Source organism: Gottfriedia sp. NPDC058432, from assembly GCF_042721555.1.
Taxonomy (GTDB): Bacteria; Bacillota; Bacilli; order Bacillales; family Bacillaceae_G; genus Gottfriedia.
In genome coordinates this window covers 68,737-82,579 of sequence record NZ_JBHXLC010000002.1, presented here as the reverse complement: position 1 = coordinate 82,579, position 13,843 = coordinate 68,737, and the positions used below count along the sequence as shown (strand labels likewise).

Below are 13,843 nucleotides of genomic sequence, written 5' to 3'. Positions count from 1 at the left end.
AGTAAAATTAATGTACAAGTAAGTCCTTCTCTAACTGATTGAATTCATCAACAATTAAATTAATTAACCCTATGTAATCTGATAATTCCGAATATTTAACAAGCAACTCTTCCACAGTGTGCTCTTGGAGGAAGCTTTGTAGTTCAACTGCTTCATGATCATCATTATTTTTATAGAATAGAGCAACTGCAATTGCTTTAACTAAATAGTTAGGTGTTATTCCAAAGTTTATTAACTCTCTTGCTGGCTTAATAAAACGGTCATTTGCTCCTAATTTACGTATTGGAGAACGAGCAACACGGGATAATTCATCTGAAATATATTCATTATCGAATCTACCTATTATTTTTTTAATATAGGCGTTATGTTGTTCTAAGTCAAAGTTATATTTTTTAACTAATAACTTTCCTGTTTCACCTAAAATAGAATTAACAATACTTCTAATATTCTCATCAGAAATTGCTTCCTTAATCGTTTTATATCCGTAGAAATTGCCTAAATATGCAGTCGCCGCGTGACCAGTGTTTACAGTAAATAGTTTTCTTTCAATATATGGAAGTAAATCCTCTACATAAGTTACACCAACAATTGTTGGAACTTCACCTATCATTTTTGATTGGTCAATTACCCACTCATAAAATGGTTCTACTGCTACTAATAATTTATCTTCATGACTTTGAATCGGTACGATTCGATCTACTGCAGCATCTGGAAAACTGACCGACTGTTCAGTTTTTTTCTTCTGAGATAATGTCATGTTTAAATAAACTTCATTTCTTAAAAAAGTACTTCCACCTATCATATTTTCACATGCAATGATATTTAACGCTTTAACTGAATTCTTAGCCCTTTCAACTAATCCATCTGCAATTAGCTTTGCTATTTTAGGAAGAATTGATGGACCTACCGCTGTTGTTACAATGTCAGCCTGTGCGATTACTTTTGCTACTTCCAGAGGATCTTTCAGACTGTTAATACCTCTTACATTTGTTATCTTTATTTTTTCTTGGGTACGATCTGCTAACATGACAGCATACGATTTCTTTTCATTCAGCTCATTAATAATCTCTTCGTTTACATCAACGAAGCAAATCTCATATCCTGCCTTGTGTAATAATTGTCCGATAAATCCTCTTCCAATATTTCCTGCGCCAAAGTGTACAGCTAACATCTTACTCCTCCTCGCTAAACATTAAAATTAGTTCCTCTATTGATGTGGCTGCGACTAATTTATGTACATTTTCTTCCTCTGAACAAAGGATCGCAATTTGAGATAAAAGATCAAGATGCTCATTATCTTTTCCGGCAATACCGAATACTACCTTTACAATATTTCCGTTCCCAAAGTCTACTCCGTTAGGAATTTGAAGAATCGAAATACCAGATGAGATTACCTCTTTTTTTGACTCCTCAGTTCCATGTGGAATCGCGATAAAGTTCCCCATATAAGTTGTTAAAGACTCTTCTCTTTCAATCATCTTTTCAATATAATTTTCTTTTACATAACCGTTTCTTACTAAAAGATTTCCTGCTAAACGAATAGCTTCATCCTTTGTTTTTACATCTACATTTAATAAAACATTATCTGTTGGTAATACTGCCTGAATCATTTATTAACCCCTCAATTCTTAAATCTTTTTTGTAAATTTTCATATAATGCATAGCTTAATTTGTTATATATATTTGTATAGTTATTAGATGTAAAGATCCGAGTTGATTCTTCATCTTCAATAATTGTTGAACTAATTGTGCTCAACACCTCTAATTGACCTGTCTGCATTTCAACTGGAGCTAGTAATAATAATAATGTATTAATTTTTATTGACGAGTTGTCCATTGCCTTGACTACCATTGGCTCATGAAGCAAAAAGGATAAAAACACTGGTTGCATAACATATTCTGACCGACAATGATACAATGCTATGTTAGTACCTGGTATCCCTAGGCCACCCTTCTTTTCTCTTTCTGTGAGTTGATTAGTCACCTCAAAATAATCACCTATTAAACCTCTAACATTTGCTTGTTTGCATACTTCCAACAATAAAATAGAAGAAGTTGGAATAAACGGTAATGAAATTGTCTCAAAAGTATTCAAAATATGAAGTACAGTTTCTGAGTACTGATGAACTACTTCAAGATTTTGTTTAATTAATTCTGGCGTCTCTAGCTTGATCTGCTTTTGAAACTTTTTGCTATGGAGCTTTCTTAATAATGTTGCTTCTGTAGTAAGAGAGTTGCGTTTTATTTCATCACGAATCTGCTCAGCCTCTTTCTTTGGCAATAAAGGATTAACGGTAATATATTTTTTGGAAAATCCCGGCATCTCAACTGTAGATAAAATAATGTCATATTGTTCAATTTGAATATTTCTTAAGTTTGCTAAAGACGATACTTCGATATCTGTTATTTCTTTTATCTCTTTTTTGATTCGACTCGCTAACATTTTAGAAGAACCAATCCCACTTGAACATAATACAAGCGCTCTAACTTCTTTACTGTTATCATAGATTACTTGAGATGAACCAAAATGTAGAACAAGATAAGCGATTTCCTCAGTTGGAAAAACAATCGATGGAAAAGCTTCTTTTAATCCTTCTTGAATGATCTTAAACATTGCAGGATAATCCTCTTGAATTTGGCCTGCTAAAGGATTATTTGCATCTAGTTTTTTTTGAATTCGATAGATTGCTGGTTCAATATGAGTAATTAGTCCCTCAAATAATGCTTGGTCTTCTTCAAAATTTATTTCAAGTTCTTTAGATACATAATTGATTAACTTTTTTGAGCCTACAACGATTTCCGTACTGCTCTCTTCTAGCCAATCATTTTTCTCTTTACGTTGCCTTGCACCTAATAAATGCATCGTAATATACCCTTTTTCAACATTTGGAATATTAACTTTGAACACTTCTTCTAATTCATTAACAATCTGACCTGCGATATTAAATTCTTTAGAGGTACTTAATTCCTCGAGAACCTGTTGATCCATTTGTACTACTTCGCCTTCAATAATTCTTTCGATCGCTAAAGATAAGTGAATCGTAAATGTCATAAATGCACTATCAGCTAGAGAATAAGGTAATTGTTGCTCAATATCCCGAATCATTTTTCCAATCATGGTGAGTTTTTCTAGTTTTATTATTTCTAATAATCCATTTGAGAAACTATTCGTTGACTCATGCTCATCTTCTACTACAGATAAAAACTCATATTCATTTAATTGCTGTGCAATTAGATGTCCTAGGGCTTTTCTTTTTTTTCGTTCTGAACCTAGTAAAGCAATGCCGTACCCTTTCTTTCTCATTAGCTCCAAATTGAAGTCTTTTAACCATTCTTCTACTTTATTAAGATCGTTACTAACTGTTGCAACGGTAACATGCAAATCATTTGCTAGTGAGCTTAGTTTAATAGACTCCGGTTCTTTTAATAAGGAACATAGAATTAACTCCTGTCTTTCTTTTTGAGTAAACTCTTGCCCACTTTTTAATATTGCAATTTGAAGCTCATTTTTTTGCTCAGGTTTCCCTTCAATATACATTCCGACACCCAATATCTTTTTTAAGAAAAGACTATGAGCCAAGGCAATGCTTTCGACTCCTTTTAGTTCCCGTTGCACAGTTCGGCTGCTAACATTTAAGTTCTCTGCAATTTCTTGAACATTGATTCCATTTGGATGATCCAACAACAAATTAATGATTTCTCTTTCTCTTGCTGATATATACATATATACCTCTTTAAATTTTTATTATTTTAATAAAGAATTCACTAATTCATCATACTTTGGACTGTTTAAGAAGTTCTCTACGGAGATATGAACTGCATTCGGTACTTTTGCCTTTGCTCGATCAGTTAAATCTTTATGAGTTATTACAACATCTACATCATTTGGCAAATTATTAATTGCTACATTCGTAATCTCTAATTCTATTCCCGCTGTTTTTACTTTTTTGCGTAATATTGATGCTCCCATGGCACTAGATCCCATACCGGCATCACATGCAAAAATAATCTTCTTTACTTCTTTATCAATACCAAGAGAACTAGCTACTTCTTTTTCAGTCTGTAATAGACTAGCTACTTTACTTCCTTTACCTTTTAAATCTTGTGTTTTTTGAGCTGCTCTTTCTAAATCATCATCCGATGCAACTGACTTAGATGATTTTAGAACTACAGCTGAAACAATAAATGAAACGGCTGTTGCAACAAATACTCCTGCAAGAATCGGTAAGTATCCTCCTTTTGGAGCCATTGCTAATATTGCAATAATACTTCCTGGAGAGGCTGCTGCTACTAGACCTGCGCCTAATATATTGAAAGTAAATGTACCGGCCACACCGCCAGCAATAACTGAAAGGATTAATAAAGGTCTCATTAGGATGTATGGGAAATAAATCTCGTGAATCCCACCTAAGAAATGGATAATCACAGCTCCTGGTGCTGTTTGTTTAGCTGTACCTTTTCCGAAGATTGTATATGCTAATAGTACACCTAAACCTGGTCCTGGATTGGCTTCTAGTAAGAATAAAAGTGACTTTCCAGCTGATTTTGCTTGTTCAAGACCAATTGGACTTAAAATTCCGTGGTTGATCGCATTGTTTAAAAATAAGATTTTTGCTGGTTCAATAAATATGTTTGCCAATGGAATGACATTTGCTTTTACCATCATATCTACACCGTTAGCTAACGCTTCTGTTAGTGTCGATACAACTGGATTAACGCCTATTAAACCAATTATTGCTAAAATTGCTCCTAAAATACCCGCTGAGAAATTATTAACTAACATCTCAAATCCTGACTTAACTTTTCCTTGTATAGCTTGGTCAAATTTCTTAATAGCCAAACCACCAAGTGGTCCCATAATCATAGCGCCTAGGAACATCGGCATCTCTGCACCAACAATTACCCCCATTGTTGCAATAGCACCAACAACTCCACCTCGTATATCATGGACCATTCTTCCGCCAGTAAAACCAATTAGCAATGGTAATAAATAAGTAATCATTGGACTTACTAATACCGCCAACTTTGCATTAGGTAACCATCCAGTAGGTATAAACAGTGCTGTTATTAATCCCCATGCAATAAACGCACCAATGTTTGGCATTACCATACCGCTTAGAAAACTACCAAAGCGTTGTATTTTTACTTTTATGTTATTTTTTTCTGTATTCAATATTTTACCTCCCCTGTGAAGCTTATATATAAATGATAAAACGCTTACAGTATCAATACAATGAAATGAATATTCGTATTTGTCGCCTACTAATGTGACAAAATTTAAAAGGGCTAAATAAGATTTAGAAAAGGAAACAACCTTTTTCTTTAATGGCTACTTTTATAGAATGCTAGATTCCATTCACACGAGCAATAGGTCTCTTAACATACCCAAAAACATGACATAATACCTATCAAAACACCACTACATAAGGCTCACAAACCGGAATAAAGAATAGAAATAAAAAAGGAACATATTCAAGATATGAATATGTTCCTTTTGATTTTATATTGTGGAAATGAAAGCTTTTATCCTACTACTCTTATCCGACCTGTCCACTATATTTAGATTCTTCTTCTGGGAATAAAAACCCCAACTCATGGTGTTCACCTTCATAGACTGAAGATTGAGTTATACGAATTTCAGAATTGAAATCAACTACTTCTAATTTACAGTACGCGCGATTAATTTGTAGTGCTTCATAAAACTCATTAACAGTAGAGACATTTTGTCCATTTACTTTTGTAATGCTTTCGCCTACTTTAATGTTCATTTTATCTGCTACAGAATTTGGTAAAATCCCTAAAACAATTAGGCCAGTTGATTTAACTGTAAAGTATGATGGTGTATTAATATCTCTATTTTTATGAATATAGTTTATAGCTTCTCGTCCCACTACTGCGATAGCTACAGCTATGAATGCTACAAATCCAATAAAATAACTTAATATTCCACCTACACAAACTATAATTGCTAAAGCTACTATTTGTTTACCCACAGTTTTAACTGATTCCTTTGGTAGCATTCCTTGAATTAACTGGTAAAATCCAATCCCAAATGGTACAAAAAGAATTGAATAACCACTATCACCTAAAGCAAGTGTCGGCCACCATGAATAGTCACTAACGATCGAACCACTTGGTATTAGTAAAAATAATGGTACCATCCATAATCTATTTGCCTCATGTGCCCCTACTCTTTTACCACGTTTACTCTCAATAAATAAAGGAGTTGTATGATTTGCGGCATTACGTTGAACTAAAATTCCTTCAGCGAATAAAAGTAAAGCCAATAGAATTGTTATAGCAGGAAGCATGGCATTCAAATCATTTGGTATAAAGTTTTTCAAAAAAGGTAATGAATCTTGCCCTCTATTAAGAAACGGAAGAGCAACTAATGCTAGTCCAAAAAGATAAGCAGGAGACATCCATCTGAATTGTAAAATTAGTGCACAAATAATCGTTAACACACTTAGTAAATAAACCATTTCAATCGGAATACTAATTCCAACTGCCAATGTTATAACTGAAAGAATTAATCCGATCAATAATCCATTCCAAAGTGAAGTTTTCCACTCGAACGTTACATTAAAATTTCGAACTGAAAAATGCTTACGTTCTCGTTTTACACGTAAATTACCACAGAAAATTGATGCGATGAAAAATATATAAGTAAATGGATTTAAAAATAGCTTACCTAATCCAACTAAGAGTTCAGATAATAAATTTGACCACATAACATTCACCACCTTTTTTATATAATAGATTGATATTCTTATGTTATCGGTTTATTGATATTTTTTCAAAGAGAATATGCTGCAAAACAATAAAAAAAGCACACTTCTCCATAAAGTGTACTTTCGACATACTAAACTAAAACTCCTGCATGGATTGTAATTTCAAATCTATTTCCCGGGAATTATGTCAAATGAGGGCGAAATAAATTTCCTTCTCTCAGATTGACCACCAAATCTTAGAACTCTGTCTATACAAAGAGGACAATTCAAAATTGTCCTCTCTGTGTATTATTATTGAGCTACCATATCTAAAGCTTTTTCTAACTGTAGATCATTCTTTTCATCTTTAATTTTATCAATTAATGATGATTCAAGTTTTTCTGAAGTTAGAGGATCAATTTTACCGTTAACAGTAATCCCAACAGCTTTTTGGAAGTTCTTAACAACTGTCTCTGTTTGCTTGCTGAAATATCCATCTTTACGGCCTGGGTCGTATCCTAATCCTTTTAACATGATTTGCGCTTGTTTAATATTTTCATCATTGTCATCGAATTTAAATGTTTTCTTTTTATCAATTGGTGTTGCGTAGAAATAATCAGGTTGTTTCACAGCAACATCTGGTTTAATACCTTTTTTGTGAATCCAAGTACCATCTGGAGTTAACCATTTAAATTGCGTTAACTTAATATTACTACCATCTTTGAAATCTAATGTGGATTGTACAGTACCTTTACCATAAGATTTTTCACCAATTAATTCATAATGTCCTGCTTCACTTAATGCCGCTGCTAAAATTTCAGCCGCAGATGCACTTCCTTTATCAATTAATACATCAATTGGATATGGTTTCGCTTTATTTAATTTAGTATAATACTTCTCACGTTGGCCATTTCTATTTTCAACTTGTAAATATGGCTCACTTTTTACAACTAATTCTCCTAAAACGCCTTCTACAGCTTGTAGGTACCCACCAGGATTTCCTCGAACGTCAATTGTTAAACCTTGGATATTTTGATCCTCTAGTTTTTTCAATTCTTTCTTAAACTCGTCAGCCGTTTTTTCATTAAATGAAGTGATATGAATATAACCGATTTTTTCGTTATTTACGTCTTTCACCGAACTAAACACTGTATACATTGGAATATCATCACGTTTAATTGTAAATTTAATTGGGTCCGGAACTCCTGGACGTTGTATTTCAATCGTAACATTTGTTCCTTTTTTACCACGGATTTTTAACACCGCATCATATTGAGATAAACCTTTTACGCTCTTACCATCAACTGATAAAATCTCATCCTTTGGTTTCAGGCCAGCCTTTTCCGCAGGAGAGTTCTTAATTGGAGATACAATTATTAGTTTGTCACCATCTTTAGAAACTTCTGCCCCAATTCCTTGGAAAGATGAACCTAATGATTCATGGAACTGTTTGGCTGTCCTTCCATCCATATAAGTAGAGAACGGATCATCTAAAGTTGTTACCATCCCTTGGATTGCACCTTCAGTTAATTTATCAGGATCAATTTTTTTCACATATTGATTTGCAATAATTTCGTATGCTTTTTGTATTTTAGCAATATTTTCATCTTCAGAAGCTTTTACTTCTTTACTCTCAGAGAATTTAGAAACGATTGTACTTGTACCATCATCAAATGTAAATTTTCCTACCCCCAAACCAACAACAAATGTTGCTGTTGCAAGTAGAGCCGTTGTTTTACGATTCATGCAAAACCTCCTATTTTTCGTTCCTTAAGAACGTACCAATCTATTAAATAGTGTATGTACCTGAAAAAGCATCACACAGACGTGCGATGCTATTTCTGTTCTATTATATGATAAGCCTGTATCACTTATGTTTGCAAGTAGAACACGATTTAATAAATTTTTATTAGAAGAGTTTAATTTATTTTGGTAGATGTTGTAAGTATGGCGTTAGATTAATACCGATCTTGCTCGCAAGTCTCTCACCTAATTTTGCATCTGCACGATAGAAGTTACAAACTGCACGAAGCTTAATTTTTTCATCTACACCTGCTAGATCAGCACTAATATTTTTAATAACAGCATCCTGCTCCGCTCTACTATATCTATTCCATACTTCTCCTGCTTGGCCGAAGTCATTTGTTTTTTCTATTTTTTTGCGCTCAGAAACACCACTTAATGGCTGAGCTACTTCAACATAATCCGTATCCTCTTTTGGCGTATCCGAGTAGCTATTTGGCTCAAAGTTAATTTGATGTGTTTGCTGACCAAAAGGCATATGTCCATCACGTTGACCATTCGCTACTTTCGCAAAAGGACAGTTAATTGGAAGTTGTAAATAATTTGCCCCAATACGATATCTTTGGGTATCTGAATAAGAGAATAATCTTCCTTGTAGTAACTTGTCCTCAGATGGTAATATACCAGGAACTAACACGCCTGGATTAAATCCAACTGATTCAGTTTCCGCAAATATATTTTCAGGGTTTCGATTAAGGACCATCGTTCCAACAAATTGTCGAGGAATCACATCTTCAAACCAATCTTTTGTTGGGTCTAAAGGATCAAAGTCGAAATCATCCATATCTGCTGGATTTAATACTTGAACATATAAGTCCCATTCTGGAAAATCCCCGACTTCAATTGAATCATATAAATCTCGACTTGCATGGTTAAAATCTTTACCTTGAACTTCACTGGCTTCTTCCATTGAAAGATTTTCAATTCCTTGCTTTGGTACCCAACGAAGTTTTACATAAACAGTATTACCATATTCATTTATCCATTTATATGCGTGAACACTTGAACCTCTCATTTGACGATAGTTCGCTGGAATACCTTCATCAGAAAATACATGTAATAACATATTTGTTGACTCGGGTGTTAGAGACATAAAATCCCAGTATCTGTTAGGTGTTTGTAGATTGGACCTAGGATCTGGCTTTAATGAATGAACCATATCAGGGAATTTCATTGCATCGCGAATAAAGAATATAGGAAGATTGTTACCCACAAAATCATAGTTACCATCTTCGGTATAAAATTTTACAGCAAATCCTCGAGGATCACGTAATGTTTCAGGAGAATGTAATCCATGAATAACTGTTGAGAAACGAGCAAATACTGGTGTTTCTGTTCCGGCATCTTGTAAAAACTTTGCTTTCGTATATTTTTTCATACTATTTTTAGTAATAAAAACACCGTGTGCTCCAGCTCCACGTGCATGCACAACACGCTCAGGTACTCTTTCACGATCAAAATGAGCTAGTTTTTCAATTAATTGATAATCCTCTAATAAAGTTGGACCTCTACGTCCCGCTGTAAGTGAATTTTGATTATCTCCAATTGGCACGCCTTGATTTGTTGTTAATCGGTTATTTGTCATATCATTTCTCCTTAATTAGAATAATTATAATCTAGTAATAATTATATAATAAGCTAACTTATAATGAAAATCAATATCAAATTATAATTATTATAAACTAGTAATTGATTTAATTAATTCTTCACTATGTAGGTATGACTTGCCGTTCTTATATTAAAAAAGGTGCTGATTTAATAAATTCAACGTAAAAGAGCCATACAAATACTAAAATTCATCTATAACTCAACATTAAGCATTCCAAATCGAACCATTTTATTAGTTTTTTATGATAATATGTGTTCTTTTTAATAGTTTAGTTGGCTTTATTTGCGTTTTGGAAATTTTAATTGCGATTCTCCATTTTTATTTGCCATTCCACAGTTTTATTTGCGACTATTCATCTGTTTTATTTGTATTCAATAATCACAAAAAACAAAGAAAAAAACCTATCCTAATAATTTAGGATAGGTTTTTAGTAAATTAAAAATTAATATATTTCATAGGATCTACTGCATTTGATTTAGCATAATTCCATTCACCTTTATGTAATTCAAAGTGTAAATGCTGTCCTGTAGAATGACCAGAATTTCCCATATAACCAATTTGCATACCTTTTGAAACAGTTTGTCCAGTTGATACATTAAAACTATCCAAGTGAGCATATACAGTTGTCCATACTTGTCCATCAATATTATGCGTAATAAATACACAATTTCCATAAGAAGATGAGACATAAGCACGAATTACAACTCCATCAGCTGCCGCTACAACTGGTACACTTCCCGCTGAAGCAATATCAACACCTTCATGGAACTCTCCACCCTCAAATGAACGCTGTCCAAATCCAGAAGAGATATAACCGTTTGCTGGTCTTGTAAAGTTACCACTAGACACGGTTGGTGTATTATCAGAACTACCAGTACTATCTGAATTACTAGAATTAGTTGAACTACTAGAGCTTTCAGATCCACTTGAATGGTTTGTACTAGTAGATGATTTTTTACTTTTTGCAGCAGCTTCTGCTTTACGTTTAGCCTCCGCTTTACGTTTAGCTTCTGCAGCAGCTCTTTCTGCAGCTTGTTTCTTAGCGATTTCAAGCGCTTTTTGCATTGCAGCCTGCTGACTTGCTAGTAATTCATCTTGTTCCTTTAAATCTAAAACATCTGCATGAGCTTCGCTTTCTTTAGCTTTTAATGAAGCCATTAATTTGTTCTTTTCGCTAACCTGACTTGCTAGTTGATTATTTAGACTCTTTAAGTTCGTTAAATCTCTTTCGATTTTTTCTTGCTTTATAGTCAAATCATCTTTTTTAGCACTAACTTCTTTTAAGTCCAAGTTTTGCTTGTTAATAATGTCCTCGTCAGCCTTCATAATAATTTGTACGGCAGTCATTCGTTGAATTAAATCTCCGAAACTATTAGCACCTAAAATGACATCAATATAGGATACCATTCCACCGGACTTTTGAAGAGAACGCATACGGTTTTTCAATAATTCTTCACGAGATTTAATACGTTCTTCAATAAACTTAATTTCTTCCTTTAGTTTTGAAATTTGCTTTTTCCCATCACTAACTGCATCTTCAGTTTGGTTAACTTTTTGCTTAGTCAGTTTCATTTGAGCATCAAGTTTTTCAAGCTCCGCAACAACTTCATGCTGGTCATGTTTTATATCAGCAATTTTGTTGTTTGTTGCGTCCGTCTTATCCTTAACCTCACTACGCTTCTTTTTAATACGGTCAATTTCAGTTTGGTATTTACTTTCAGCAAAAGAAACGGATGGGATAGCACCGATGATGAAAGTACTGCATAACATAATCGTTATTACTTTCGTTGATTTTCTCTTATTCATCTAAGATCCCTCCTTATGTATATAGAAAAGCCCTAGTACCTGTATCAACTCAGACAGACGTTAAATTGGGAACTAGAGCTTATCAATCGTATTACTCTATTAAAACTATAAATGAAAAATTTAATCTTATTTACGTAAAAACTTACGAATTGACATAACAGAACCCCACATCCCGATTACTGCACCAATACCTATTAAAATCGCAGATAGCTGGTACACAAACGGTGAAAATGGTAATAATGTAAACATTGTTCCTGCTAATTTTGGCATTAGCATATTATAAATGACTTTATATCCTGTTAATAGTAAAACAATTGGAATAACGGATCCTAACACACCTAACAGTAAACCTTCTAATAAGAACGGCCAACGAATAAAGTTATTAGTTGCCCCTACCAATCTCATAATCTCAATTTCACGTCGTCTTGCCATGATTGTTATTTTGATAGTATTAGAGATTAAGAACATCGCAGTAAATAATAGACCGAAAATCAGTACTAAACCGATATTACGCCCTACCGAAACTGCATTAAATAATTTTTGAACTTGTTTTTTACCATAAATTACTTCATCAATATATTTTAAGCCTTCAATTTTTTTGGCTACTGGTGCGATTTGTTCTGGAGAATCTGTTTTAACAATATACGTATCATTTAATGGATTTTGCTGTTCAAACAGTTGGAATGCTTTCCCATCTTCTCCCATACTTTTAATTAGATTGTTTAGTTCTTGATCTTTCGACGAAAACTTAACAGTCGTTACATGATCTAATTTTTTGATTTCTTCTTTTAAAGTAGCTTGTTGCTCTTTGTTTGCTGTTAAATCCACTAAAACACGTACTTCTACATCTTTTTCTAGAGTTGTACCAATATGGTTTACATTCATAATTACGGTTAAAAATACACCAACAAGCATTAAAGTAACTGCTACAGCACTTATCGATGCAAACGTCATCCAACCATTTCGTTTTAAACTACGTAGTCCCTCACGAACATGTCTTTTTGCAGTTCTAGCTTTCATAACCGTACACTCCTCTCGCTTGGTCGCGTACAATTTTTCCAGCTTCAATTGCAATTACACGTCGCTTAATCGTATTTACAATATCTTTATTATGAGTTGCCATTACAACAGTTGTTCCACTATCATTGATTTCTTTAAATATGTCCATAATCTCCCACGTAGTTTCAGGGTCTAAGTTACCCGTTGGCTCATCGGCGATCACTACTTGTGGTTTATTTACAATAGAACGGGCAATCGAAACACGTTGCTGTTCACCACCAGAAAGCTCTGTTGGTAAGAATCGCGCTTTATGTTTTAATTTAACAAGTTCAAGTACTTCCATAACTCTTTTCTTGATTGTTTTCGGATTTTCTTCAATAACTTCAAGTGCAAATGCAATATTTTCATAAACTGATAAAGTCGGTAACAATTTATAGTCTTGGAAAACTACCCCAATATTTCTACGTAATAAAGGAACTTTTTTATCCTTCATATGGCTTAAATCCATTCCATTAATTAAGATCGCACCCTTTGATGGTTTTTCTTCACGGTACATCATTTTAATGAATGTCGACTTCCCGGCACCACTTGGTCCCACGACATACACAAATTCACCTTGGCGAATTTTTACATTAATACCATCTACCGCAAGAACACCATTAGGATAAGTCTTATAAACATCTTTTAACTCAATCATGACATTCTCCTTAATTTTTTGTTCCGTTTTCTTCTATCAAACTATATAAGATCCACTCTGGATGAAATTATACTTAACTTTACTTGATCTTATTATTTCGCCTGCTATTTACATATTTCGATAAATTCAGCTAAGCTCCTCTATTATACCACTTAAAAAATGTCAAAATTGATAAATTTATGTTACATTTTAATAATAGACAGGATTATTTCCGAACGT

At 33.6% G+C, this 13,843-nt stretch carries 10 protein-coding genes; all 10 read right to left on the bottom strand.

Translation table 11 applies throughout. The features are described from left to right. Positions 1-7: 7 nt before the first annotated feature. The 10 genes from ACFWM3_RS02645 to ftsE all read right to left on the bottom strand — a co-directional run bounded on the left by ACFWM3_RS02645 (position 8) and on the right by ftsE (position 13,624). The gene (locus ACFWM3_RS02645) at positions 8-1,171 is read right to left on the bottom strand and encodes a mannitol-1-phosphate 5-dehydrogenase (RefSeq protein ID WP_390310074.1); all 1,164 of its coding nucleotides are present in this window, start codon (positions 1,169-1,171) and stop codon (positions 8-10) included. 1 nt (position 1,172) lies between these two features. Next, positions 1,173-1,610, bottom strand: a complete 438-nt coding sequence (locus tag ACFWM3_RS02640) for a PTS mannitol transporter subunit IIA (protein ID WP_390310072.1) — start codon at positions 1,608-1,610, stop codon at positions 1,173-1,175. Between the two features lie 11 nt (positions 1,611-1,621). Continuing rightward, complete coding sequence (locus tag ACFWM3_RS02635) at positions 1,622-3,724, bottom strand: BglG family transcription antiterminator (protein ID WP_390310070.1); 2,103 nt, start codon at positions 3,722-3,724, stop codon at positions 1,622-1,624. A gap of 21 nt (positions 3,725-3,745) precedes the next feature. Continuing rightward, on the bottom strand, positions 3,746-5,176 hold the full coding sequence (locus ACFWM3_RS02630; RefSeq protein ID WP_390310365.1) for a PTS mannitol transporter subunit IIBC: 1,431 nt from the start codon (positions 5,174-5,176) through the stop codon (positions 3,746-3,748). A 361-nt stretch (positions 5,177-5,537) separates the two neighbouring features. After that, a complete protein-coding gene (locus ACFWM3_RS02625; RefSeq protein WP_390310068.1) occupies positions 5,538-6,731 on the bottom strand; it encodes a PDZ domain-containing protein in 1,194 nt (397 codons plus the stop codon). Positions 6,732-7,022: 291 nt separating this feature from the next. Then, positions 7,023-8,456, bottom strand: coding sequence for a S41 family peptidase (locus ACFWM3_RS02620; protein WP_390310067.1), 1,434 nt, complete (start codon positions 8,454-8,456; stop codon positions 7,023-7,025). Positions 8,457-8,634: 178 nt separating this feature from the next. Next, positions 8,635-10,098 (bottom strand): catalase, encoded by a 1,464-nt coding sequence (locus tag ACFWM3_RS02615; protein ID WP_390310065.1) that lies wholly within the window; start codon positions 10,096-10,098, stop codon positions 8,635-8,637. A gap of 459 nt (positions 10,099-10,557) precedes the next feature. After that, positions 10,558-11,928: a murein hydrolase activator EnvC family protein gene (locus ACFWM3_RS02610; RefSeq protein WP_390310063.1), complete on the bottom strand. Its 1,371-nt coding sequence runs from the start codon at positions 11,926-11,928 to the stop codon at positions 10,558-10,560. Positions 11,929-12,054: 126 nt separating this feature from the next. Then, positions 12,055-12,948 carry a permease-like cell division protein FtsX gene (gene ftsX, locus ACFWM3_RS02605; RefSeq protein ID WP_056469549.1) on the bottom strand — a complete coding sequence of 298 codons (894 nt, stop codon included), beginning with the start codon at positions 12,946-12,948 and terminating at the stop codon, positions 12,055-12,057. Beyond that, positions 12,938-13,624: a cell division ATP-binding protein FtsE gene (gene ftsE / locus ACFWM3_RS02600; protein WP_056469546.1), complete on the bottom strand. Its 687-nt coding sequence runs from the start codon at positions 13,622-13,624 to the stop codon at positions 12,938-12,940. Before ftsE ends, ftsX begins: the two co-directional genes overlap by 11 nt. Positions 13,625-13,843 lie beyond the last annotated feature (219 nt).

Bases quoted from the DNA above. Each gene is read 5' to 3' on its own strand.
- ACFWM3_RS02645 (WP_390310074.1), bottom strand. From the start codon at position 1,171: ATGTTAGCTGTACACTTTGGCGCAGGAAATATTGGAAGAGGATTTATC.
- ACFWM3_RS02640 (WP_390310072.1), bottom strand. From the start codon at position 1,610: ATGATTCAGGCAGTATTACCAACAGATAATGTTTTATTAAATGTAGAT.
- ACFWM3_RS02635 (WP_390310070.1), bottom strand. From the start codon at position 3,724: ATGTATATATCAGCAAGAGAAAGAGAAATCATTAATTTGTTGTTGGAT.
- ACFWM3_RS02625 (WP_390310068.1), bottom strand. From the start codon at position 6,731: ATGTGGTCAAATTTATTATCTGAACTCTTAGTTGGATTAGGTAAGCTA.
- ACFWM3_RS02620 (WP_390310067.1), bottom strand. From the start codon at position 8,456: ATGAATCGTAAAACAACGGCTCTACTTGCAACAGCAACATTTGTTGTT.
- ACFWM3_RS02615 (WP_390310065.1), bottom strand. From the start codon at position 10,098: ATGACAAATAACCGATTAACAACAAATCAAGGCGTGCCAATTGGAGAT.
- ACFWM3_RS02610 (WP_390310063.1), bottom strand. From the start codon at position 11,928: ATGAATAAGAGAAAATCAACGAAAGTAATAACGATTATGTTATGCAGT.
- ftsX (WP_056469549.1), bottom strand. From the start codon at position 12,948: ATGAAAGCTAGAACTGCAAAAAGACATGTTCGTGAGGGACTACGTAGT.
- ftsE (WP_056469546.1), bottom strand. From the start codon at position 13,624: ATGATTGAGTTAAAAGATGTTTATAAGACTTATCCTAATGGTGTTCTT.